The 24,745-nt window shown below is 64.6% G+C and carries 16 protein-coding genes; 14 read left to right on the top strand and 2 right to left on the bottom strand.

What is annotated here, in order from left to right; translation table 11 throughout:
* The 9 genes from ftsX (at position 1) to B0E51_RS00615 (ending at position 11,826) form a co-directional block, all read left to right on the top strand.
* Positions 1-975: a permease-like cell division protein FtsX gene (gene ftsX / locus B0E51_RS00655; protein ID WP_143525740.1), complete on the top strand. Its 975-nt coding sequence runs from the start codon at positions 1-3 to the stop codon at positions 973-975.
* 141 nt (positions 976-1,116) lie between these two features.
* A complete protein-coding gene (locus B0E51_RS00650) occupies positions 1,117-1,959 on the top strand; it encodes a response regulator (RefSeq protein ID WP_077443263.1) in 843 nt (280 codons plus the stop codon).
* Positions 1,956-2,678 carry a uracil-DNA glycosylase gene (gene ung / locus B0E51_RS00645; protein ID WP_077442902.1) on the top strand — a complete coding sequence of 241 codons (723 nt, stop codon included), beginning with the start codon at positions 1,956-1,958 and terminating at the stop codon, positions 2,676-2,678. The genes B0E51_RS00650 and ung overlap by 4 nt, the downstream gene beginning before the upstream one ends.
* A gap of 173 nt (positions 2,679-2,851) precedes the next feature.
* A complete protein-coding gene (rpoH, locus tag B0E51_RS00640; protein ID WP_077442901.1) occupies positions 2,852-3,709 on the top strand; it encodes an RNA polymerase sigma factor RpoH in 858 nt (285 codons plus the stop codon).
* A gap of 88 nt (positions 3,710-3,797) precedes the next feature.
* Positions 3,798-4,478 carry a response regulator transcription factor gene (locus B0E51_RS00635; protein ID WP_077442900.1) on the top strand — a complete coding sequence of 227 codons (681 nt, stop codon included), beginning with the start codon at positions 3,798-3,800 and terminating at the stop codon, positions 4,476-4,478.
* The gene (locus B0E51_RS00630; RefSeq protein WP_254424350.1) at positions 4,462-5,835 is read left to right on the top strand and encodes a HAMP domain-containing sensor histidine kinase; all 1,374 of its coding nucleotides are present in this window, start codon (positions 4,462-4,464) and stop codon (positions 5,833-5,835) included. The genes B0E51_RS00635 and B0E51_RS00630 overlap by 17 nt, the downstream gene beginning before the upstream one ends.
* 163 nt (positions 5,836-5,998) lie before the next feature.
* Positions 5,999-9,190 (top strand): efflux RND transporter permease subunit, encoded by a 3,192-nt coding sequence (locus B0E51_RS00625; protein WP_077442898.1) that lies wholly within the window; start codon positions 5,999-6,001, stop codon positions 9,188-9,190.
* The gene (locus B0E51_RS00620; RefSeq protein ID WP_077442897.1) at positions 9,183-10,370 is read left to right on the top strand and encodes an efflux RND transporter periplasmic adaptor subunit; all 1,188 of its coding nucleotides are present in this window, start codon (positions 9,183-9,185) and stop codon (positions 10,368-10,370) included. Before B0E51_RS00625 ends, B0E51_RS00620 begins: the two co-directional genes overlap by 8 nt.
* Positions 10,357-11,826 (top strand): efflux transporter outer membrane subunit, encoded by a 1,470-nt coding sequence (locus tag B0E51_RS00615; protein WP_077442896.1) that lies wholly within the window; start codon positions 10,357-10,359, stop codon positions 11,824-11,826. Before B0E51_RS00620 ends, B0E51_RS00615 begins: the two co-directional genes overlap by 14 nt.
* Positions 11,827-11,833: 7 nt before the next feature.
* Here the strand turns inward: B0E51_RS00615 and B0E51_RS00610 are convergent, their stop codons facing one another.
* Together B0E51_RS00610 and B0E51_RS00605 are read right to left on the bottom strand one after the other, a co-directional pair.
* Entirely contained in the window at positions 11,834-13,204 is a 1,371-nt protein-coding gene (locus B0E51_RS00610) for a S41 family peptidase (protein ID WP_077443262.1), read from the bottom strand.
* 153 nt (positions 13,205-13,357) lie between these two features.
* Positions 13,358-14,599 (bottom strand): peptidoglycan DD-metalloendopeptidase family protein, encoded by a 1,242-nt coding sequence (locus B0E51_RS00605; protein WP_077442895.1) that lies wholly within the window; start codon positions 14,597-14,599, stop codon positions 13,358-13,360.
* 342 nt (positions 14,600-14,941) lie between these two features.
* On the opposite strand from B0E51_RS00605, the gene gltB reads away from it, so the two are divergent.
* The 5 genes from gltB (at position 14,942) to ligB (ending at position 24,732) form a co-directional block, all read left to right on the top strand.
* Positions 14,942-19,387: a glutamate synthase large subunit gene (gene gltB, locus B0E51_RS00600; RefSeq protein ID WP_077442894.1), complete on the top strand. Its 4,446-nt coding sequence runs from the start codon at positions 14,942-14,944 to the stop codon at positions 19,385-19,387.
* Positions 19,384-20,823, top strand: coding sequence for an FAD-dependent oxidoreductase (locus tag B0E51_RS00595; protein ID WP_077442893.1), 1,440 nt, complete (start codon positions 19,384-19,386; stop codon positions 20,821-20,823). Before gltB ends, B0E51_RS00595 begins: the two co-directional genes overlap by 4 nt.
* 69 nt (positions 20,824-20,892) lie before the next feature.
* A complete protein-coding gene (locus B0E51_RS00590; RefSeq protein WP_077442892.1) occupies positions 20,893-22,122 on the top strand; it encodes a spore maturation protein in 1,230 nt (409 codons plus the stop codon).
* A gap of 12 nt (positions 22,123-22,134) precedes the next feature.
* Complete coding sequence (locus B0E51_RS00585) at positions 22,135-22,923, top strand: NRDE family protein (RefSeq protein ID WP_077442891.1); 789 nt, start codon at positions 22,135-22,137, stop codon at positions 22,921-22,923.
* A gap of 117 nt (positions 22,924-23,040) precedes the next feature.
* Entirely contained in the window at positions 23,041-24,732 is a 1,692-nt protein-coding gene (gene ligB / locus B0E51_RS00580; protein WP_077442890.1) for an NAD-dependent DNA ligase LigB, read from the top strand.
* The last annotated feature ends 13 nt before the right edge of the window (positions 24,733-24,745 follow it).

Below are 24,745 nucleotides of genomic sequence, written 5' to 3'. Positions count from 1 at the left end.
ATGGCGCCGGAAACGCTGCAGGCACCCACGGCGGAGACTCCGCGCAACGAACACAGTCACAGCCGCCGTTTCGCCAACTGGCAGGAACACCATGGCTGGAGCGCAGCGGCCAGTCTGCGCCGGCTCGCCTCGCGTCCGCTGGGCAGTCTCTTGACGATTGCCGTGATGGGCCTGGCGCTGGCTTTGCCGCTGGCTTTCTACTTGTTGTTGGGCAATGTGCAGAAGCTTGGCCAGGCACTGGGCCAGAGTCAGGCGGTCAGCGTCTTCCTGCAGCCCGGTCAGACCGCACAGCAGGCTCAGCTGCTGGCCAGGCAACTTGGCGATCGCCCCGAAGTGGCTGCGGTCACGGTGAAAACCCCACAGCAGGGCATGGATGAGTTGGCGAAGATGCAGGGCTTCTCCGGTGCCCTGCAGACGCTGGACAACAACCCGCTGCCCTACGTGCTGCAATTGCAGCCGCGCGACGGCCTGGACGCCGCTGCCGTCGAGCGGCTGGTGAGCGACGTGCGTGAACTGCACAGCGTCGACCTAGTGCAGGACAGCGGAAGCTGGCGACAACGGCTGGACGCACTGCTCGGAGTTGGCAACCGCATAGTACTGGTGTTGGCCGCGCTGCTGGCGCTGGCGGCGCTGCTGGTGGTCGGCAATACGGTACGCGTGGATATCGCCAGTCGCAGCGAGGAAATCGGTGTGCTGCTGCTGGTCGGTGCCAGCAGTGCGTTCGTGCGCAGACCTTACCTTTATGCCGGCATCTGGTACGGCCTGTTCAGTGGCACCCTGGCGGCGTTACTGGCTGTGCTGATCGAGTTCGCACTGGCTGGACCGGTGGCGCAGTTGAGTCAGGCATATGATGGCAAACTGCAGGTTGGTGGCTTGCCGCTGTGGCTGTTGCTGGCGGTGCCACTGGCCGCTGCTGCGCTGGGCTGGCTGGGGGCGCGACTGGTAAGCGCATGGCAATTGCGCAAGGCGGTGTAGCGGTCTTGCGGCAAAGTGACACGAATCGCAACGGTTGAGGCGACGATCAGTGCACTATCGATATATATGGAAGCGGTCGCAGGGGGTGCGGCCGCAGGTTCATCGGCAAGGATCGCCACCGGTCAGGTGGATGAGCAGGGAATGAGTACAAATATCAGCAGCCGGCTGCTCACCGAGGCACCACGCGTGCTGGTGGTCGACGGTTCGCGTGTGGTGCGGCAGTTGATCACCCGCGTGCTGCAGGCCGAGCTGCCCGGCGTCGAGGTAGTCGGTTGTGGCAGCGGTGCCGATGCGCAGAAGATGCTTGGTGAGGGTGTGTTCGACTTCATCACCATCGCGCTGCGGCTGCCCGACATGGATGGGCTGGAGCTGGCGCGCTTCGTGCGCGAGTCGGCGCCGCAGATCTATGTGCCGATCGTGGTGGTGTCAGGTGATGTCGAGGATCGTCTGCACCGGCGTTCGCTGGGCGAGCATGTCACCGATTATTTCGACAAGGCGCTCGGTTTCCAGGCACTGGCCGAATTCATCCGCGGTTATGTGAGCGCGCAGACGACTGCCGAAGGCACGGTGCTCTACGTCGAGGACAGCCGCGTGGTGGCCTTGGCGACTCGGCGCATGCTGGAGAAGATCGGCCTCACCGTACGCCATGTGCTCAGCGTGGAGGACGCACTGGCGATGCTGGAGACTGACCGTGCCCTGGGCTGGGTCGGTGCCGACGTGGTGCTGACCGATGTCAGCCTGAAAGGTGAGTTGACCGGTGGCGATCTGCTCAAGCACATCCGCGGCGAATTCGGTTACGGCAAGGGCCGGTTGCCGGTGCTGGTAATGACCGGCGACGAGAATCCGGCCAACCAGGCCGCGCTGATCAAGGCCGGTGCCAACGACCTGGTCGAGAAGCCAGTCGAGGAGAAGCTGCTGATCACCAAGCTGCTGTTCCAGTTGCGCGTGGCAAAGCACCTGCGCAAGCACGCGGACAAGGCATGAGCGAGGCGGAGCGGATCCGGCTGGAGCCGTCGTGGAAGGCGCGTGTGGGCGAGTATCTGCAGCGCGCGGACATGCAGCAGCTGTCGGCATTCCTGCGTGCCGAGAAGCAGGCCGGCAAGCGGATCTATCCGCCTGGTCCGGAAATTTTCGCCGCATTCGAACACACGCCGTTCGATGCGGTGCGAGTGGTGATCCTCGGTCAGGATCCGTACCACGGTCCGGGTCAGGCACACGGTCTGTGCTTCTCGGTGCGCCCCGGCGTGCGAGTGCCGCCGTCGCTGGAAAACATCTTCAAGGAAATCCAGCGCGATCTTGGCATCGCGCGTCCCGACCATGGCTGCCTCACGCCATGGGCTGATCGCGGCGTGCTGTTGCTCAACAGCGTGCTCACGGTGGAGGATGGCCGTGCCGGCGCGCATCAGGGCAAGGGCTGGGAAGGTTTCACCGATGCGGCGATCGATGCGCTCAACCGCGAGCGCGAGGGCCTGGTATTCCTGCTGTGGGGTTCCTACGCCCAGCGCAAGGGCCAGTTGATCGACACCCGTCGGCACAGTGTGCTGAGCTCGGTACACCCCTCACCGCTGTCGGCCCATCGGGGGTTTATTGGCTGCGGCCACTTTTCTGCCGCCAACCGTTACCTCGAAGCCCGTGGCCAGATGCCCATCGACTGGTCGCTGCCGCCGCGTTCCGCATTGCAGGGCGGTTTCACGCCTACTTGAACAGCGCCATGCGACCCTCATGTCGGGGCATGTGAGGGGCTGGACAATGAGTGTAAATATATATACTATACGGTTCATTATAGCTCGGAGCCTTCCGGGCTGAACCAATCGGGGATTTAGCACTCATAGCACCCGACTGCTAAACTTCGACGTCATCTTAGGAGGTTCCACCCATGTCCCAAGCTTTGGTGACCGCCAACTTTCCGCTGCCGAGTGTGGTGGGCAGTCTGGATGCCTATATTTCCGCGGTTCATCGCATTCCTGTCCTGAGCCAGGAAGAGGAGCAGGAGCTGTCACGCGATTTCCTCGACGAAGCCAATCTGGCCTCGGCCAAGAAGCTGGTGATGTCGCATCTGCGTTTCGTGGTGCACGTAGCCCGTGGCTACTCCGGTTACGGCCTGCAGCTGGCCGACCTGATCCAGGAAGGCAATATCGGCCTGATGAAGGCGGTCAAGCGTTTCGACCCGGATCAGGGTGTGCGCTTGGTCAGCTTCGCGGTGCACTGGATCCGTGCAGAAATGCACGAGTTCATCCTCAAGAACTGGCGCATCGTCAAGGTCGCCACCACCAAGGCGCAGCGCAAGCTGTTCTTCAACCTGCGCAAGAGCAAGAAGCGCCTGGGCTGGATGAACGCGGCCGAGGTGCGCACGGTGGCGCAGGATCTGGGTGTGCCCGAGGCGACCGTACGCGAGATGGAATCGCGTCTGTCCGGCCGTGACATCGGTTTCGAAGCGCCGGCGGATGCCGACGACGATGCGAAGCCGGCACCGGCCGCGTTCCTGATCGACGAAGGTGCCGACCCGTACGAGAACGTGGCCGACGCCGACGATGCCGACAACCAGATGTCGACGCTGTCCAGCGCGTTGAAGAATCTGGACGAGCGTTCACGCAATATCATTCAGCGCCGCTGGCTCGACGACGACAAGGCCACCTTGCAGGATCTGGCCGACGAGTACGGCGTTTCCGCCGAGCGGATCCGTCAGGTCGAGGCGAATGCGATGAAGAAGATGCGCGGCCTGTTCGCCGCCTGAGCGATGCATACAGAAGTCATCACGAACGGCCTCCTTCGGGAGGCCGTTTCGTTATGCTGGTTACCCCACGTTGAATGAAACAAGGCCGATGCCACGCATTCTGGTCATCGAGGACGACGACGTCACGGCGCGCGAGATCGCGGCCGAACTGGCCAGCCATGGCATCGAGACCGACCGTGTGGCGGATGGCCGCGAAGGGCTGCGGCGCGCAGCCGATCCCTGCTATGACGCGATCACGCTGGACCTGATGCTGCCCGGCCTGGACGGACTGAGCGTGGTGACCCAGCTGCGCGGGCAGGGCATTGCCACACCGGTGCTGATGATCAGCGCGCTCAGCGACGTGAACGAACGCGTGCGCGGCCTGCGCGCCGGCGGCGACGATTACCTGACCAAGCCGTTTGCCCCCGACGAGATGGTGGCGCGGGTGGACGTGCTGCTGCGGCGCCATCGGCAGCAAGCGCAGCAGACCTTGTTGTGCGTGGCCGATCTCGAGCTTGATCTGGTGCGGCATGTGGTGCGCCGCGGCGACACCCAGCTGTCGCTGCTGCCTACCGAATTCAAGCTGCTGGAATTCCTGATGCGCCATGCGGGGCAGGTGCTGACCCGTACGATGATCTTCGAGACGGTATGGGGTTTCCATTTCGATCCCGGCACCAACCTGATCGACGTGCACATCGGCCGTCTGCGCAAGAAGATCGATGCCGCGGGTTGTGCGCCGCTGATCCATACCGTACGCGGCTCGGGGTACAGCCTTGCGCAGACTGACTGACAACTGGCGTTCCACCACCGCACGCCTGATCCTGATCTACGGCTCGTTTTTCGCGCTGTGGGGTATCGTGGTGATCGGCCTGATCCACTGGCAGGCGGCGAGCTATCTGACGCGCGTCTCCAACGAGCTGATCGGTCGTCAGGCGGATTATTTCTCGATGCTGGACGAGCCCACGCGGCGGCATGCGTTGAACGATTATGTTTCGCTGGAGACCCGGCAACTCAATGCGTGGGGACTATTCGACGCACATGGAAGGCCACTGGCAGGCACGATTACCGCGCTGCCGCCGAAGGTGGTGGTGAATGGCCCGGTAGCCATCGTGCCGCAAGGTCTCAAGCGCAACGATGGCCACGCACATGTCAGCGTGCGTGCGGCGGCCGTGCGTCTCGAGGACGGACACATCCTGCTGGTCTCGCGAGATACCAGCATCGTCGACCGGATCGGCACGATCATCCTGCAGGCGTTGTTGTGGGGCATGTCACTGACCGTGGTGCCTGGCCTGCTCGGTGGCTGGCTGCTTACCCGCGGGCCCTTGCGGCGCGTGCACGCGATTCGCGAAGCCACGTTGCCGATCATGCGTGGCGATCTGGCCCAACGCCTGCCGGTAAGCCGACGTGGCGATGAGCTGGACATGCTGGCCGGCATCGTCAATGCGATGCTCGACGAGATCGAACGCCTGCTCGGTGAAGTGAAAGGTGTCTGCGACAACATCGCGCATGACCTGCGCACGCCGCTGACCCGTCTGCGCGCGCGGATATACCGGCTGCAGCAACAGTTCGACGAAGACAGCAGCGAGAACGCGACGTTGGAGGCCTGCCTGGTTGACACCGATGCGCTGCTCAATCGCTTCCGTGCGCTGCTGCGGATTTCGGAGCTGGAGAATCAGCAACGCCGCGCCGGCTTCGACCAGGTTGATCTGGCCGAGATCCTGCGCGAAGTGCATGCACTGTATCTACCGCTGGCCGAAGATCGCGGCCAGCAATTGGAGCTTCAACTCCCGTCGCTGCCGATGATCAGGGCGGATCGGCACCTATTACTGGAAGCCTTCAGCAACCTGGTCGGCAACGCGATCAAATTCACGCCGCCAGGTGGCCGTGTGGTTATCCGCGCGCGTGCTGCCGAAGACGGTCCATGGGTAGACGTGTGTGACAGCGGGCCGGGTATTCCGGTTGACCAGCGCGTCGCCGTGACGCGACGCTTCTATCGGGCGGAGAGTTGCCGCAGCACGCCAGGTTCCGGACTGGGCCTGAGCATCGTCAGCGCGATCGCGCGCCTGCATGGCTACACGCTGCAGATTGCCGACAGCGAAAGTGGTGCGCGCTTGAGCCTGCATTGCCGCGACGTAGCCAGCGTGTAGCAACGGCGCAGCGCACCGTGGCGACCAGGCTTTTACATTGCGGAATGCATGATCGGCGCGGCATGTCTGTCGAATATGAAAATATCTTCATGCGTTGAATCGGTCCCGGCGAAGCGTCGCGTGTCAAAATTTGACGCTACGCAACATTCTCGCTGGATACTTCATGCTGGGCATTGTGCGGATCGCCTTGTCGCGACCCTATACCTTCGTCGTTCTCGCGCTGCTGATCCTGATCATCGGACCACTTTCCGCGCTGCGGACACCTACCGACATCTTTCCGGATATCCGCATCCCGGTGATTGCGGTGGTGTGGCAATACACCGGCCTGTCGCCGGATCAGATGGAAGGCCGCATCACCTCGCCCTACGAGCGTGTGCTCACCACCACGGTCAATGATGTCGAGCATATCGAGGCGAAATCCATCGCGGGCTTCGGCATCGTCAAGATCTTCTTCCAGCCGACGGTGAACATTGCCACGGCCAACGCGCAGGTCACCGCGGTATCGCAGACCCTGCTCAAGCAGATGCCGCCGGGCGTCACCCCGCCACTGATCCTGAACTACAACGCCTCGACGGTGCCGATCCTCCAGCTGGCCTTGTCGGGCAACGGGCTGACCGAACAAAACCTCGGCGATCTCGCGCTCAACATCCTGCGTCCGCAGCTGGTGTCGGTGGCCGGCGCGGCGGTCCCTTATCCGTATGGCGGCAAGACCCGTCAGGTGCAGATCGACATCGATCCGTCGGCGCTGCAGGCGCGCGGACTCTCCGCGGCGGACGTGGCCAATGCGCTGGCGGCGCAGAACCTGATCACGCCGGTGGGCACGCAGAAGATCGGTGCGTTCGAATACACCTTGCAGCTCAACAACGCACCGGGCGAGCTCAAGCAGTTGGGCGACATGCCGGTGAAGACGGTCAACGGCACTACCATCTATGTTCGCGACGTCGCGCATGTACTGGATGGCAGTCCACCACAGACCAACATCGTGCATGTGGACGGCAACCGCTCGGTGTTGATGAGCGTGCTCAAGAACGGTTCGACATCGACACTGGCGATCGTCGCCGGCATCCGCCAGCGTCTGGAAGATGCGCGGTCGAGCCTGCCGGACAACCTCAAGGTGGCGCCGATCGGTGATCAGTCGATCTTTGTGCGCGCAGCGATCAGTGGCGTGGCGCGCGAAGGCGTCATCGCGGCGGCGCTGACCAGCCTGATGATCCTGCTGTTCCTCGGCAGCTGGCGTTCCACGGTGATCATCGCCGTCTCGATTCCGCTGGCGATCCTCGCCTCGATCGCGGCGTTGTCGGCGATCGGCGAGACGCTCAACATCATGACGCTGGGCGGCCTCGCGCTGGCGGTGGGCATCCTGGTCGACGATGCCACGGTGACCATCGAGAACATCAACTGGCATCTGGAGCAGGGCAAGCAGGTCGAGCCGGCGATTCTCGACGGTGCCGCGCAGATCGTCACGCCAGCGTTCGTGTCGCTGCTGTGCATCTGCATCGTGTTCGTGCCGATGTTTTTCCTCGATGGTGTCGCGCGCTTCCTGTTCGTGCCGATGGCCGAAGCGGTGATGTTCGCGATGATCGCATCGTTCATCCTGTCGCGCACGCTGGTGCCGACGATGGCCAAGTACATGCTGCATCCGCATGTCGATGAGCATGGCCAGCATGTCGAGGCGCCGCTGACACGCAATCCGCTGGTGCGTTTCCAACGTGGCTTCGAGGCTTCCTTCGAGAAGGTGCGTGGCGGTTATCACGGCCTGCTGGCGATGGCGATGGAGCACCGGCGGATCTTCGTGATCGGCTTCCTCGCCTTCGTGGTGCTCTCGTTCGCACTGGTGCCTATGCTCGGGCGCAACTTCTTCCCCGATGTGGATGCCGGGCAGATCCTGATGCATGTGCGTGCGCCGGTGGGCACCCGGCTTGAGCAGAGCGCGGAGCTGTTCGCGCAGATCCAGAAGAGCGTCAAGCGGATCATTCCGGCCAGCGAGCTGGGTACCCTGGTCGACAACATCGGCCTGTCCAGCAGCGGCATCAACAATACCTACAACAACACCGGCACCATCGGCGAGCAGGATGGCGACATCCAGATCGCCCTGAACGAAGGGCATCATCCGACCGCCGAATACGTGCGGCAGATGCGCGAGCAGCTGCCGCGGGAATTCCCGGGCGTGACGTTCTCCTTCCCGCCGGCCGACATCGTCAGCCAGATCCTGAACTTCGGTTCGCCCGCGCCGATCACCCTGCAGATTCGCGGCAACAATCTGCCGGCGAACTTCAAATACGCCGACACCTTGCTGCGCGAGATCAAGCGCATCCCCGGCGTGGTGGATGCACGCATCCAGGAGTCGCAGGCCAATCCCGGCTTCAACATCGATGTGGATCGCACGCAGGCGCAACTGCTCGGTATCACCGAACGCGATGTCACCAACAGTCTGGTGGTGAACCTTGCCGGTTCCAGCCAGGTTGCGCCCACCTTCTGGCTCAATCCGGTCAACGATATTTCCTACCCGATCGTGATGCAGACACCGCAGTACACGCTCGACTCGCTGTCGTCGTTGCGCAATCTCTCGATCACCGGCAGCAATGGGGCATCCCAGGTGCTGGGCGGACTGGCGACGTTGCGGCGGCAGACCACCAATGCGGTGGTCGACCAGTACAACATCCAGCCGGTCGTGCAGATCTTCGCCACCACGCAGGATCGCGATCTGGGTGGCGTGGCCGGCGATATCCAGAAGGTATTGAACGATCACGTCAAGGAACTGCCCAAGGGTTCGCATATCGATCTGCTCGGCCAGGTGCAGACGATGAACAGCGCGTTCTCGGGCCTGCTGTTCGGCCTGCTCGGTGCGATGGTGCTGATCTACCTGCTGATCGTGGTGAACTTCCAGTCGTGGAGCGATCCGTTCGTGATCATCACCGCGTTGCCCGCCGCACTGGCTGGCATCGTGTGGATGCTGTTCGCCACGCATACCGCGCTGTCGGTGCCGGCGCTGACCGGCGCGATCATGTGCATGGGCGTGGCGACCGCCAACTCGATCCTGGTGGTGACTTTCTGTCGCGAGCGCCTGTTCGAGCATGGTCGAGCGCTGGATGCCGCGCTGGAGGCCGGCTACGTGCGCTTCCGTCCGGTGCTGATGACGGCGCTCGCGATGATCATCGGCATGGCGCCAATGGCGCTCGGCCTCGGCGAGGGCGGCGAACAGAATGCGCCGCTCGGTCGCGCGGTGATCGGCGGCCTGATCTTCGCCACGACCGCGACCCTTTTCTTCGTGCCGGTGGTGTTCAGCATCATCCACGCGCGTTATCACCATGCTTCTGCACCGGTGCCTGCTTCCGGAGAGCCCGTCCATGTCTGATTCAACCTTCCCCAAGGCGTCGCTGCCATCGCATCGCGGCATCCGGCTTGCCGGCCTGATCGCCGTGGTGGTGATCGTGGCCATCGTGATCATCGGCATCGCCACACGTATCGTTGAGGCCAAGCGTCTGCAAACCTGGACCGACGAGCAGACGGTGCCGACCGTCAATGTCGCCGCGCCCGAAAAGAGTGAGGCAGGCGCGCCGCTCGAACTGCCCGGACGCATCGAGGCGTACACGCAGGCACCGATCTATGCGCGCGTCGGTGGCTACCTGAAATCGTGGAAGGTCGATATCGGCGCACCGGTCAAGGCCGGCCAGCTGATGGCCGAGATCGAGACGCCCGATCTCGACCAGCAACTGCTGCAGGCCAAGGCGGATCTGGCCAGTGCCCAGGCGAATGCGGCCCTGGCGGCTACCACCGCGAAACGCTGGCAGGCGATGCTCGGCTCCGACTCGGTCGCCAAGCAGGAAGTGGACGAGAAGACCGGCGATTTCACCGCCAAGCAGGCACTGGCGCATGCGGCCCAGGCCAACGTGGATCGGATCGAGGCGATGAAGGGCTATACCCGCATCGTCGCGCCGTTCGATGGCGTGGTCACCGCGCGCAATACCGACATCGGCGCATTGATCAATCCCGGCAGCAGCAGTGGCCAGGCGCTGTTCGTGGTGTCCGATGTGCGCAAGCTGCGCGTTTACGTGCAGGTGCCGCAGAGTTACGTGCCATCGATTCCCGACGGCGCCATGGCCATGCTCAGCGTGCCGGAATATCCGGGCCGCACGTTCACAGCCAAGGTCGATGCCTCCGCGCAGGCGGTCAATGCCGGCTCCGGCAGCACGCTGATCCAGCTCTCGGTCGACAACGCCGACGGCAAGTTGATGCCGGGCAGTTTCACCAACGTGCGTCTCAATCAGGTTGCCAGTGGGTCCGCGCTACGGGTGCCGGCCAGTGCACTCATCTTCAACGCCAGCGGCCTGCGCCTGGCTACCGTGGATGAGGATAACCGGGTGAGCTTCAAGACGGTGACGATCCTGCACGACTACGGCAAGAGTGTGGAAATCGGCTCCGGACTGGACGCGGATGATCGTGTGATCGACAGCCCGCCCGACGGTCTCGCAGACGGTGACCAGGTTCAGATTGCCACTCAAGAAGCCACGGCCAAGCCTCATGCGAAAGCCTGAACTCGTCTTTCTACTGGTGGCTGGGGTGACGCTCGCCGGCTGCTCGTTGGCACCCGCGTACAAGGTGCCGGCCGTGCCGGTGGCGGCGTCTTATCAGGACAACGGGCCGTGGCAGCAGGCGCAGCCGTCCGACCAGTTGCCGCGCGATCATTGGTGGCAGCTTTATCACGATCAAGAGCTCGACCAGCTGCAACAGCGCCTGCTGGCCAACAACGCCGATCTTGCCGCGGCACTGGCGCATTACCGGCAGGCACAGGCGTTCAATCTGCAGGCACGTTCGGCGCTGTTTCCGCAGATCAGCGTCATGGGTAACGGGCAGCGCGACCGCCAGTCCGACACTAAGCCGCTGCGTGGTCCGCTGACGGGTCCCAGCGCATCGTCGGCCAATTACGACTCGTACACCGTCGGTGGCGAGATCGATTACGAGCTCGATCTGTGGGGCCGTGTACGCAACACGGTCGAAGCCGGCAAGGACGACGCCCTGGCCGCTGCCGCCGATCTTGCCTCGGTGCAGTTGAGCCTGCAGGCCCAGCTGGCCGACAACTACATCCAGCTGCGCGGCATCGACCAGCAGATCGCGTTGCTGCAGCAAAGCATCGATGCGTACCAGAAGGCCTTGCAGCTCACTCAGACCCTGCATGCTGGCGGCATCGTGTCCGGTCTGGATGTGGCGCGTGCACAGACGCAACTGTCCTCGGCCAGATCGCTATGGTCGCAGACGCTGGCGCAGCGTGCGCTGATCAAGGATGCGATCGCGGTGCTGGTTGGCGACTCTGCCGACCAGTTCATTCTTGCCACGCAGACCGCAGTGATCGAGCTGCCATCACTTCCCGCCAGCGTGCCATCGGCCCTGTTGCAGCGGCGACCGGATATCGCCGCGGCGGAGCGCCGTACGGCCGCGGCGAATGCACGCATCGGGGTGGCACGCGCCGCCTATTTCCCATCGCTGGCGCTGAGCGCGCAAGGGGGCTTCCAGAGCGCCGCCTATGCCGGCCTGCTGGCGGCGCCGAATCAGTTCTGGGCGATCGGCCCGACCTTGCTGGAGACCATCTTCGATGGCGGCCGCCGCAGGGCCGGCGTGTTGGCTGCCAAGGCGGCAACTGATGAGGCCGGTGCGCGCTACCGCAGTGTGGTGCTTAACGCCTTTGCCCAAGTCGAGGACAACCTGGCACAGATCGATCACGTCGGCATGGCGAAGAACGACCAGAAGGATGCCGCCGATGCTGCGCAGCATTCCGTGGACCTGGCGATGGATCGCTACAAGCAGGGCGCGGTCGGCTATCTCGATGTGGTGCAGGCACAGACAGCCGCACTGGATGCGCAGCGCAGTCTGCTCAGCCTCGATACGCAGCAGTTGCGCGCCAGCGTGCAGCTGATCCGCGCGCTTGGCGGCGGTTGGTCGATCGATCAGCTGGTCAGTCGGAATGCAGCGGTTCCAACCAGCCGCGATCGTTAGTCGCGGGTCAGCGGTCCGCGGGTGAAGGTGTCTTGCCCAGCGCCATGCCCTTCAGCACATTGAGTGCCTGCGACAGGGCGTAGTCGCTGGTGGCCAGCTTGCCGTCGGCCGCGCTGCCATCGTCGTCGATGTCGGTACCGTCCTTGGCGTTCTCGTTGACCAGATGATTCGGCAGATCAGCTTCGGAACTGATCAGCGCTGGCCCGCTGTCGGCCTTGTTCACGGTCAGGTCGGCCAGTGCGATGTCGGGCTTGATGCCTTCGGCCTGGATCGAGGTGCCGTTCGGCGTGTAATAGCGCGCGGTAGTGATCTTCACCGCATGGTCGGCATCCAGCGGCAGCACCGTCTGCACCACGCCCTTGCCGAAGGTGCGCTGGCCCATGATCAGCGCACGATGGTTGTCCTTCAACGCACCGGAGACGATCTCGGCCGCCGAAGCGGTGCCGTTGTTGGTCAGCACGATCATGGGTGCACCGTTGAGCTGGTCGCCGGGGTGCGCGCTGAAGCTCATGTTGGCGTCCTGCAGGCGTCCGCGAGTGGTGACGATGATGCCGGAGTTGAGGAAGTCGTCACTCACTCCCACCGCCGCCGTGAGCAGGCCACCGGGGTTGTTGCGCAGATCCAGCACGGCGCCCCTCTGCGGGCCGTCCTTCTTGATCAGCTCGCCCAGCTTGCGGATCAGGTCGCTGGCCGTGTCGTCCTGGAACTGGCTGATCCTGATATAGACATAGCCAGGCTCGAGCTCGCGTACCTTGATGCTGCTGATTGCGATGTTCTCGCGTACCAGATTCAGGTCGATCAGCTTGTCACTGTTCGGGTGCACGATGGTCAGCGTGATCTTGCTGCCGGGTTTGCCGCGCAGCTGCTTGAACATGTCATCGACATTCTGCGGGTCGATCACCGCGCCGTTGATCTTGACGATGTTGTCGCCTGCCTTGATGCCGGCGCGCGCTGCCGGGGTGTCGTCGATCGGCGAAATGATGCGCAGGCCGCCATCGACCTGCAGTACCTCGATGCCGAGGCCGCTGTACTGGCCGGTGGTGTCCTCGTTGAGCTGGGTCAGGCCGTCCTTGTCCAGGTATTCGCTGTGCGGGTCGAGCCCGCTGAGCATGCCGGTGATCGCCGCCTTCATCAGGGTCTTGTTGTCGACCTTCTCCACATAGGCCTGGCGCACCACTTCATAGACGCGACTGAAATTGCGGATGTCGTCCAGATCCACCTGATCGGCCGAGGAGCCGGCATGAGCCGGCAGGCCGACCGGTGGCGCGGCCACGCTGGCGGCGCTGGCCGGCGCAGATTGTGCGAACGCGTGGGGCGTGGACAGCAAAAGCGGCATGGCCAGCAACAAGGCGATCTGGCGATGGTTGGAAGCACGCATGCGGGCGACTCCGTACAGCAAGAACAAACAGGCATCGCGCGACCACGCGACGGAAAGGGCTGATCGTGCCTTGGACAACCGGATACCGGCGTAATTCATCCGATATCCGGCATCACAACTACACCGCTAGCCTGCGGCGCCGTGGCGCTGTCGTCAACGGCGCTGGCTCAGCCAGCTGCGCGGATCGACTGGCTGGCCGTCCTTGCGCAGTTCGAAATACGTGCCGGTGTTGACGCCGGTGGGCGGGCTGGCGGTGCCGATCGTCTCACCGGCCTCGACCTGGTCGCCGACGCCATGCAACAGCGTCTCGTTGTTGCCGTACATGCTCATCCAGCCGTTGCCGTGGCTGACGATGAGCAGCATGCCGTAACCGCGCAGGAAGCCGGCGTAGATCACCCGGCCGCGGGCCACTGCATGGATCTCGCTACCGCCGCTGGCCTTGATCAGCACGCCGCTGCCGTAGCTGTTGACCACGCCACTGGCCGGCCATGGCAGGTTGCCGCGGATGTTCGCGCTGGCGCTGCCGACCTCGAGCGGCGGTGGCGGCAGCTTGTGCCCGGGGTGTTTCTTCGCGGCCGCCTCGCGCGCTGCGGCTTCGCGGGCTGCCGCCTCGCGTGCGGCCTCGTCAATCGCCTTCTGCAGCTTGTTGACCAGGTCGTTAAGCGATTGCGCGTTCTGCTTCAGCGCGGCCAGCCGCTGCGCCTGGTCTTTGTACTGCGCATCGGTTTCGGCGGCCAGCTTCTGCTGCGCAGCGCGTTGCTCGGTCAGCGTCTTGGCCTGCTGCTCGCGTTGTGTCTTGGTCGCCTGCAACGCCTGCTGCTCGGTCGTGATCGCGGTTTCCAGATCCTGCAGCTTGGCCAGGTCGGTCATCAGCTGCTGCACGCGCTGCACCCGGTCCTGCTGGAAATACTTCGAATAGACCAGCGCCCGCGAGATGCGCGCGACGTCCTCGTCGCCCAGCAGCATGCGCAGGTCGGAACCCTGGCCAAGCGCGTAGGTAGCGCGCAGCAGATCCGCGATCGCCGCGCGTTGGCTGTCCAGCGTCTGTTTCAGGGTGGCGCGCTGCTGCTCCAGCTGGTCCAGCTGCTGCTGCTTGGCGCCCAGCTCGGTATCGGTCTGGTGCACCGCGCGTGCCGCAACGGCCAGCGCATTGGCCTGCTTGGCCAGTTCCGCATTGGCGCTGTCGCGCCGCTCGGCGGTATCGGCCTGCTGCTTCGCCAGTGCTTCCATCTTGCTGCGCAGGTCGGCCAGCTTCTGCTTCGCCTCGGCCTGCTCGGCCTGGCTTTGGCTGTCCTGGCGTGCCAGGACCGGAAGTGCCGTCAAGGCGCCGCCGATGACGATGCTGGCCAGCAGGCCGGGAAGGAAGGCGCGAGTGATGCGATTGGGCTTGGGCATACGCCGATTATCATCGAGCCGGGCGGTTGGAGCGAGCTGGGGACGGCGAGAAGATCGGGGCCGTGCCGAAGCTGCACCACTGGTATGGTCGAAAAGCCGCCGCAGACCGCCACATCGGCGCACTGGTTGTGAAGATGCCGAGGCAGCAACGAAGAGTTGCAGTTGATCCGGTGGGCATGATCAACGGACGGTAGTCGCATGCGCTGGCATATAGCCGTCCAAATAACTTTTGACGCGGCGCAACAACTATGCTTTAGTCGGACACACACCACGTGTGCAGCCACGGTGCTCATGCATCGCTGGCCGTGCGCGCCCAGCATATCCGTTCGCCGGAGAGGCAAGATGGCGCAGGCAGGCAACACCACGTTGTACGACGTCGCGTTCGAGCACGACAGCTGCGGCTTCGGGCTGGTCGCGCAGATCGATGGTCGCGCCAGCGCGTGGGTGGTCGACACGGCCTTCGCTGCCCTGGCGAAACTTTCGCATCGCGGCGCGGTGAATGCCGACGGGATCAGTGGCGATGGCTGCGGTGTACTGATTCATCGGCCGCGCGACTGGCTGCGCGCGTTGGCGAATGAATCGGGTATCGCGGTTGGCGAACGCTTCGCCGCAGGTCTGGTGTTTCTCGATCCCGCCGGTGGTGAGGCAGCGGTGCAGGTGCTGGAACGTCATCTGGTCGAGGAGGGCGTGGTCGTCGCTGGCTGGCGCGAGGTGGCGGTGCATGCCGAGGCTTGTGGTCCGCTGGCGGCCGCCGCGCAGCCGCGCGTGCGCCAGGTATTCGTGAACGCGGCCGCCGCGATGGACGACGAGGTATTCGAACTGGCGCTGTTCCGTGCGCGCCGCCGCGCCGAGACCGCACTGGCCGATGATCCGCAGTTCTACGTGGTGACCCTGTCGGCGCAGGTGATTGGCTACAAGGCGATGGCCGCGCCGGGACGATTGCGCGAGGTCTTCGCCGATCTCTCGCATGCCGCGCTGGTGGCGGACGCGGTGGTGTTCCATCAGCGCTTTTCCACCAATACCACGCCGCAATGGCGACTGGCGCAACCATTCCGCCTGCTCGCGCACAACGGCGAGATCAACACGATCCGTGCCAACCGGCGCTGGATGCAGGCACGCGAGTCGATCATGCGTTCGCCGCGGGTGGACCTTTCCGATATCGGTCCGCTGGTGCGCCAGCAGGGTTCGGATTCGGAGAGTCTGGACAACGCGCTGGAGGTGCTGCTGGCCGGCGGCCTCGACCTGCTTGCCGCGATGCGCGTGCTGGTGCCCCCGGCGTTCGCCGCGCGCGAAGGCATCGACGAGGATCTTGCCGCGTTCTACGAGTACTACGCGCTGCACAGCGAGCCGTGGGACGGCCCGGCAGGGCTGGTGATGTGCGACGGCCGCTACGCGGCCTGCACGCTGGATCGCAATGGTCTGCGCCCCGCGCGCTGGGCGCGGTCGGCCGACAACCACCTGATCGTCGCCTCCGAAGCCGGCCTTTGGGATGTGCCGTCGGCGCAAGTGATCGCAAAAGGACGGTTGGCGCCGGGCGAGATGATTGCGGTGGACTTCGATACGCATCGTCTGCTGCGTGATGCCGACATCGACGACATCAACCGCCGGCGAGCACCCTACCGCGACTGGCTGCGCGCCGGCGTGAGCTATCTGGAGTCGGATCTGATCGATCCCTCGCTGGCCGCCGAGCCGCTGCCTGCGGACGAACTGCACTGTTACCAGAAACTGTACGGCCTCTCGCGCGAGGAGCGCGAGACGGTGTTGAAGGTGATTGCCGAACTCGAAGCGGAGGCTACCGGTTCGATGGGCGACGATACCCCGGTGGCGGCGATGTCGCGCCAGGTGCGGCCGCTGTTCGACCGTTTCCGCCAGGCTTTTGCGCAGGTCACCAACCCGCCGATCGATCCGCTGCGCGAGAAGCTGGTGATGTCGCTGGTCACCCAGATCGGCGCCGAAGGCAACGTGTTCGAGTTGAAGCCGGAGAACGCGAAGCAGATCCTGATCAATTCGCCGATCCTCTCCCAGCGCAAGCTGCGCCAGTTGCTGGCGCTGCCGCCGTTCACCGGCACGCCGCGTTTCGACCTGATGTATGCGCCGGAAGAAGGACTGGAAGCGGCGCTGCGCCGGCTTTGCCACGAGGTGGCGGAGATGGTGCGCGCCGGTGGTGCGCTGGTGTTTCTCAGCGACCGCTATCCGGAACGCGACAAGTTGCCGATCCACTCCCTGCTCGCCACCGGCGCAGTGCATGCGCACCTGATCGAGCAGGGCCTGCGTTGCCAGTGCAACCTCATCGTGGAGACCGCCACGCCGCGTGATTCGCACCAGTTCGCCTGCCTGCTCGGTTTCGGCGCGACGGCGATCTATCCCTGGCTGGCCTACCAGAGCCTGTTCGAGCTGGGCCACGAAGGACACATCGACGGCGACCGGCTGGAAATCGGCCGCAGCTACCGGCGCGGCATCCGCAAGGGCCTGCTGAAGATCCTTTCCAAGATGGGCATTTCCACCGTCGCCGGCTATCGTGGCGCGCAACTGTTCGAGATCGTGGGGCTGGCGCCGGACGTAGTGGAACTGTGCTTCCCCGGCACACCCTCGCGCATCGGTGGCGCCGGCTTCGCCGAGCTGCAGCACGAGCAGCGCCTGCTGGCCGCCGAGGCTTGGAACCGCACGTTGCCGCTGCGCGCCGGCGGGCTATACAAGTTCGTACACGGTGGCGAGTACCACATGTACAACCCGGATGTGATCGCCAGCCTGCAGAAGGCCGTGCGCAGCGGCGATCCGGCCGATTACCGCACGTATGCCGATTACGTCGATCACCGGCCGCCGTCGGCCCTGCGCGATCTGCTCGGCGTGAAGCCGGCCACGTCGCCGATTCCGCTGGACGAGGTGGAATCGGCCGAGGCGATCCTCAAGCGCTTCGATTCGGCCGGCATGTCGCTGGGCGCGCTGTCGCCGGAAGCGCACGAGTCACTCGCCATCGGCATGAACCGGCTGGGCGCGCGCAGCAACTCCGGCGAGGGTGGCGAGGATCCGGCGCGCTACGGCACCGAGAAGATGTCCAAGATCAAGCAGGTCGCCTCCGGCCGCTTCGGTGTCACGCCGGCGTACCTGGTCAACGCCGAAGTGCTGCAGATCAAGATCGCGCAAGGTGCCAAACCGGGCGAGGGCGGTCAGCTGCCGGGCCACAAGGTCGATGCCACCATCGCGCGGCTGCGTTACGCCAAGCCCGGCATTGGTTTGATTTCGCCGCCACCACATCACGACATCTATTCGATCGAGGATCTGGCGCAGCTGATCCACGACTTGAAGGAAGTGAATCCAACCGCGCTGATCTCGGTGAAGCTGGTCTCGCATGCGGGAGTCGGTACGGTGGCTGCCGGTGTGGTGAAGGCTGGTGCCGATCTCATCACCATCTCCGGTCACGACGGCGGTACCGGCGCCAGCCCGCTCACCTCGATCAAGTACGCCGGCACACCGTGGGAGCTGGGTCTGGCCGAGACGCAGCAGACACTGCGTCGCAACGATCTGCGCGGCCGCGTGCGGCTGCAGACCGACGGCGGCCTGAAGACCGGCCTGGATGTGATCAAGGCTGCCCTGCTCGGTGCCGAGAGCTTCGGCTTCGGCACCGGCCCGATGGTGGCGCTGGGTTGCAAGTACCTGCGCATCTGCCATCTCAATAACTGCGCCACCGGTGTCGCCACGCAGCATCCGGTGCTGCGCAAGGAGTACTTCACCGGTCTGCCGGAGATGGTGATGAACTATTTCCGCTTCGTCGCCGCGGACGTGCGCGCGCATCTGGCCCAGCTGGGCGTGCGCAGCCTGGGCGAGATCGTGGGCCGTACCGATCTGCTGGAACAGCTCGAAGGTGTCACACCGGTGCAGCACAAGCTCGACCTCACGCCACTGATCGATGGCCGTGGGCTCGGCGAGCGCAGCGACTTCGCCTGCACGCTGGCGCGCAATCCGGTGCGCGACGAGGCAGCCCTGGCCTCACGCATCGCGGCGGACACGGCACCGTTGGTGGAGCTGGGTGAAGGCGGTCACTTCAGTTACGCGATCGCCAATACCGATCGCGCGATCGGTGCACGGTTGTCCGGTGCCATCGCGCGCCGACACGGTGACCACGGCATGGACGAACACGCGATCGTGCTGAAGCTGGAAGGCGCGGCAGGACAGAGTCTCGGTGCATGGAATGCCGGCGGCGTGCACATCGACCTCACTGGCGAGGCCAACGATGGCGTCGGCAAGGGCATGGCCGGCGGCCGCATCGTGGTACGCCCGCCGCAGGACTCGCCGTTCGCCAGCCAGGATGCCGTGATCATCGGCAACACCTGCCTGTACGGGGCCACCGGTGGCGAGCTGTTCGCCGCGGGCCGTGCCGGCGAACGCTTCGCGGTGCGCAATTCCGGCGCGCTGACGGTGGTCGAGGGCGCTGGCGACCATTGCTGCGAATACATGACCGGTGGCGTGGTGGCCGTGCTCGGCAAGGTCGGTCTCAATTTCGGCGCGGGCATGACCGGCGGCTTCGCCTACGTGCTCGATCTCGAGCGCGATTTCGTCGACTGCTACAACCACGAGCTGGTCGACATCCTGCGCATCTCGCCCGAGGGCATGGAGAACTACATGCAACATCTGCGTGGGCTGGTCACGCGCCATGTGGAGCTGACCGGCAGCGACTGGGGGCGCCAGGTGCTGCGCGATTTCCGTGGCCTGCAATACAAGTTCTGGCTGGTGAAGCCGAAAGCGGCGAGCCTCGCAGCGCTGGCCGAAGAACTGCGGAGGGCGGCATGAGCGACAAGCTGTTCCAGTTCCTCGACCTGCCGCGACAGCCGCCGAAAGCGGTGCCGGTGGCGATCCGCGTGCTCGGTTACGGCGAGATCAGCGGCGACTTTGCACCGGCCTCGGCGGTGGGTCAGGCCGAGCGTTGCCTCGACTGCGGCAACCCGTATTGCGAGCATGCCTGCCCGGTGCACAACTACATTCCCGACTGGCTGAAGCTGGTGCAGGACGGCCGTCTGTTCGAAGCGGCCACCCTGATGCACGAAACCAATCCGTTGCCGGAGATCTGCGGTCGTGTGTGTCCGCAGGATCGTTTGTGCGAAGGCGCCTGCACGCTGGAGCAGGGCGGCTTCGGCTCGGTGACGATCGGCAGCATCGAGCGCTCGATCACCGACGAGGCATTCCGCCAGGGCTGGCGGCCGGATCTGTCCGGCGTGGTGGAAACCGGCCGGCGCGTGGCGGTGGTCGGTGCTGGGCCAGCCGGTTTGTCATGCGCGGATCGTCTGCGTCGCGCCGGCATCACGGTGGACGTATTCGACCGCCAGCGCGAAATCGGTGGCCTGCTCACGTTCGGCATTCCGCCATTCAAGCTGGACAAGGCGGTGGTGCGCACGCGCCGCGAAGTACTGGAAGGGATGGGCGTGCGGTTCCATCTCGGTGTGGAGATCGGCCGCGACATCGCGTTCGATAGCCTGCTCACCGATTACGACGCGGTGTTCATCGGCACGGGTGCCTACACCTTCGTCGATGGTGAGCTGCCAGGTCGAGAACTCGCCGGCGTGCATGACGCGCTGCCGTTCCTGATCGCGAACGCGAACCGCCTGCTCGACGATCAGCCAATACCACCTGCGCTCGATCTCAATGGCAAGCACGTGGTGGTGCTTGGCGGTGGTGATACCGGCATGGACTGCAACCGCACTGCGATCCGCCTCGGCGCCGCTTCGGTGACCTGTGTCTACCGCCGCGATGAAGCGAGCATGCCTGGCTCGCGGCGCGAGGTGGGTTACAGCCGCGAGGAAGGCGTCAAGTTTCTGTTCCACCGACAACCGCTTGAGCTGCTGGGCGAGCATGGAAAACTGCGCGGTGTGCGTGTGGTGACTACCGAACTGGTCGACCATGGCGATGGTCGTGCACGCCCGCGCAATGTCGACGGCAGCGAAACCGAGCTGCGTGCCGACGTGGTGATCCAGGCATTCGGCTTCCGCCCGAGTCCGCAGGCATGGTGCGCCGAGCACGGCATCGCGTTGGATTCCACGGGTCGCATTCTTGCTGGCGGCAACGAGCGGCTGCCGTTCCAGACCAGTCATCGCCAAGTGTTCGCCGGCGGCGACAACATGCGTGGTGCCGACCTGGTAGTGCGTGCCGTGCATGACGGGCGCGAGGCTGCCGGCTCGATAGCGCAGATGTTGAGTGAACTGGCGGCGTCGGCGATCGAACAGATTGCCTGACCGCGGCGCTGTCCAATTCCGTGTCAGGTTCATTAAGCTCCAGCCTGATGAAGGCTGACGGCGTGCTGTGTGCTCAATAGACTCTGGTTCGGTTTTTTTCTGACTGCCGCAGTGGCGGCGTTGTCGCGCTGGCTGATCGGTGGCGACGAGAGCGTATTCGCTGCGGTGGTGGGTTCGCTGTTCGACATGGCCGACTTGTCAGTCAAGGTGATGCTGCTGCTGTTCGGTACGCTCACGTTGTGGCTGGGTTTCCTGCGCATCGCCGAACAGGCCGGCCTGGTCGATCGTCTCGCCCGTGCGCTCGGGCCGTTGTTCGCGCGGCTGATGCCGGGCGTGCCGCGTGGGCATCCGGCGATCGGCCTGATCACGCTGAACTTCGCCGCCAACGCGCTGCAGCTGGACAATGCCGCCACGCCGATTGGCTTGCGGGCGATGCGCGAGCTGCAGACGCTGAATCCTTCCGAAGACACTGCGAGCAATGCGCAGATCCTGTTCCTGGTGCTGAATGCCTCGTCGCTCACGCTGCTGCCAGTGAACGTGTTCATGTATCGCGCGCAGGCCGGCGCGCATGATCCGACGCTGGTATTCCTGCCGATCCTGCTGGCGCACTTTGCCGCCAACCTCACCGGTCTGCTGTCGGTGGCGTACATGCAGCGCCTGAAGTTGTGGGATCCGGTGGTGCTGGCATGGCTGGGTGGTGGTGCTCTGCTGCTCGGTGGCTTCATCGCGCTGCTGGCCTCGCTGTCGGCGGTCGCCTTGGCGTCGCTGTCGGCACTGCTCGGCAACCTGTTGCTGTTCGGCGTGATCATCGCGTTCCTGTGTGCTGGCGCGTACAAGAAAGTGCCGCTGTTCGAGAGCTTCGTTGACGGTGCGAAGCAGGGTTTCGAGGTGGCGAAGGATTTGTTGCCGTACCTGATCGCGATGCTGTGTGCGGTCGGTGTGCTGCGCGCGTCCGGTGCGCTGGATTTCGCGCTGGACGGGATCCGCTGGCTGGTGCTGCATGCGGGACTGGATGACCGTTTCGTTGACGCGTTGCCGACGGCGCTGGTGAAGCCGTTTTCCGGCAGCGCCGCGCGCGCGATGCTGATCGAGACGATGCATCACTCGGGCGTGGACAGTTTTCCCGCGCTGCTCGCTGCCACCATCCAGGGCAGCACCGAGACCACGTTCTATGTGGTGGCCGTGTACTTCGGCGCAGTCGGTATCAGGCGCGTACGCCATACTGTCGGTTGCGCGTTGTTGGCCGACCTGGCCGGCGTGCTCGCCTCGATCGCGGTGTGCTACTGGTTCTTCGGCTGAAGGAAGGGATTCATGTGCCTGATCGCATTTTCATGGAATGCACACCCACGCTGGCGGCTGTTGCTGGCCGGCAATCGCGACGAATTCCATGCCAGGCCCAGTGCTGCACTGGCGCGCTGGAGCGATGCGCCAATCATCGGTGGTCGCGACCTTGAAGCCGCTGGTACGTGGCTTGGCGTGACCGCTGATGGGCGTTGCTGCGTGGTGACCAATGTGCGTGATCCGCACGATCCGCAGCTGGGCGTTTCGCGCGGTCTGCTGGCGACCGACTACCTTGGTGGCGAGCTGGATGCCACGCAGCATGCCCGGCAGTTGCTGTCGTCGGCTGCCAGCTATCGGCCCTTCAACCTGCTCACCTTCGATGCGCAGGCGGCGTTCTATCTGGGCAACCGTCCCGAGCCTCGTGTGCAGGCAGTGACGCCAGGCGTGCATGGCTTGTCGAACGCCGACTTCAACACGCCATGGCCGAAGACGCGCACCTTGATGCAACGTCTGCAACACTGGATCGAGGCCGGCGACGCATTCGATTTCGCGCCATTGTTCGAGGCGCTTGCCGATGAGCAGGTGGCACCGGATGCGCAGCTGCCGGATACCGGCGTCGGACTGGAGCGTGAGCGCTGGCTCTCGTCCGCGTTCATCCGCGGTGCGGAGTACGGCACGCGGGCCAGTACGGTAGTGGCGATCGACCATGACGGTGGCGGTGTAATCGCCGAGCGTCGCTTCGGTCCACACGGCCGCTTCGAAGGCGAGACGCTGCTGCGGCTGGCCTGGCAGCTGGGTGACGCCACGTCGAGTCAGTAGCGACAGGTCCTGCCGCGACGAGAGGTTTCGCCCTACGTCTTGCCGCGGCATGAACGACTGCCGCTGGCTTCGCATGCAGGCTAGGTTGTCCGGTGTATCCACGGACAGGAATGACTCATGCGCCTGGGTTGGCTGTTGTCGTTTGCCGCGGTTGCCGTGCTCGCAATCCGTACCGGCCGTGCGGCTGATTGTCCCGAATGGTCGCCAACGCAGGCGCGACAGGAGTTGAACGCGCTGCATGACCGGCTTGATGGCTGGAACCATGCGTACCGGGTCGATGGCCAATCCCCGGTCGATGACGCCGTCTACGATCAGGCACTGCAGCGTTTCGCACACTGGCGACGTTGCTTCCCGGCACAGGCACCGGCCGAGCCTGCCCATCTGGCTGACGCCAGCGGTCGCGTGCGTGCGCCGGTAGCGCAGACCGGGCTGGCCAAGCTGCCCGACGCCAAGGCGTTGGCCGAATGGATGCGCGCTCGCGACAACCGGGATTTGTGGGTACAACCCAAAGCCGATGGTGTGGCGGTCACCCTGCTGTATCTGGACGGCCAGCTGCAGCAGGCGACCAGTCGCGGCGATGGCCTGCGCGGCTCGGACTGGACAGCGATGGCACAGCGCATCGATGCCATTCCCAAGCACTTGCTGCGTGCGCCGGCACGCGTGGTACTGCAGGGCGAACTCTACTGGCGTCTGCCGGGTCATGTGCAGGCGAACGATGGTGGCGTCAATGCACGCTCGGCGGTAGCCGGCGCGCTGGCACGCGACACGCTGGATGCACCCACGGCCGCGCAGATCGGTCTGTTCGTCTGGGACTGGCCCAGTGGCCCGGACGACATGCCGGCACGACTGGCTGGCATGTCGTCGATGGGTCTGGCCGACAGTGTGGCGTATGTCCATCCAGTCAAGACAATCGATGAAGTCAGGCAATGGCACGAACAGTGGTATCGCCATGCCATGCCGTTCGCGGCTGACGGCACGGTGGTGCGCCAGGGTCATCGGCCGTCGGCCACGACATGGCAGGCAGCGCCGCCGAGCTGGGCGATAGCGTGGAAATATCCGGCGGCATCGGCACTGGCCGAAGTGCGTGCAGTGAACTTCAAGGTGGGCCGCAGTGGCCGGATCACGCCCGTGCTGGAACTGGTGCCGATACAGCTGGACGATCATCGCGTGCAGCGGGTCAGCGTGGGTTCGGTGGCGCGCTGGCGGCAGCTGGATATCCGCCCCGGCGATCAGGTCGAGGTGGTGCTGGCTGGCCTGACCATTCCACGTTTGCAGTCGGTGGTATGGCGCACGCAGCAGCGTGTTGCCGTAACACCACCGGATCCAGGCAAGCATGATCCGTTGAGTTGCTGGCAAGCCATGCCTGGCTGCGAGGAGCAGTTCCGCGCGCGACTGCTGCGGCTGGGCGGCAAGCAGGGCCTGCAGCTGGATGGCCTGGGTGCGAGTACATGGCAGGCACTGATCGACGCCGGGTTGATCCACGGATTGCTTGACTGGATGAATCTCACGCCGGCGCAGCTTGCCACCGTACCGGGGTTTGGACAGGTGCGCGCCAACACACTGGCACAGGCGTTTGCGAGCGCCCGTCAGCGTTCGTTTGCCCAATGGCTGCACGCACTTGGCATGCCAGCCAGCGGTAGCGCCGAACTCTCGGATTGGGCCAGTCTGAGCGCACATAGCGCAGACGACTGGCAGGCGATCGATGGCATCGGTCCTGGCCGTGCGGATCGTCTGGTCGAGTTCTTCGCTCATCCCGAGTTGCGTGAGCAGATTGTGCTGCTGCATACGGCAGGCGTGCAGGGCTTTTGAGGCTTGCCGCGAA

It is taken from the genome of Rhodanobacter sp. C05, from assembly GCF_002001165.1.
In the GTDB taxonomy this organism is placed as follows: domain Bacteria; phylum Pseudomonadota; class Gammaproteobacteria; order Xanthomonadales; family Rhodanobacteraceae; genus Rhodanobacter.
This window is presented reverse-complemented; position numbering and strand designations above follow the sequence as displayed.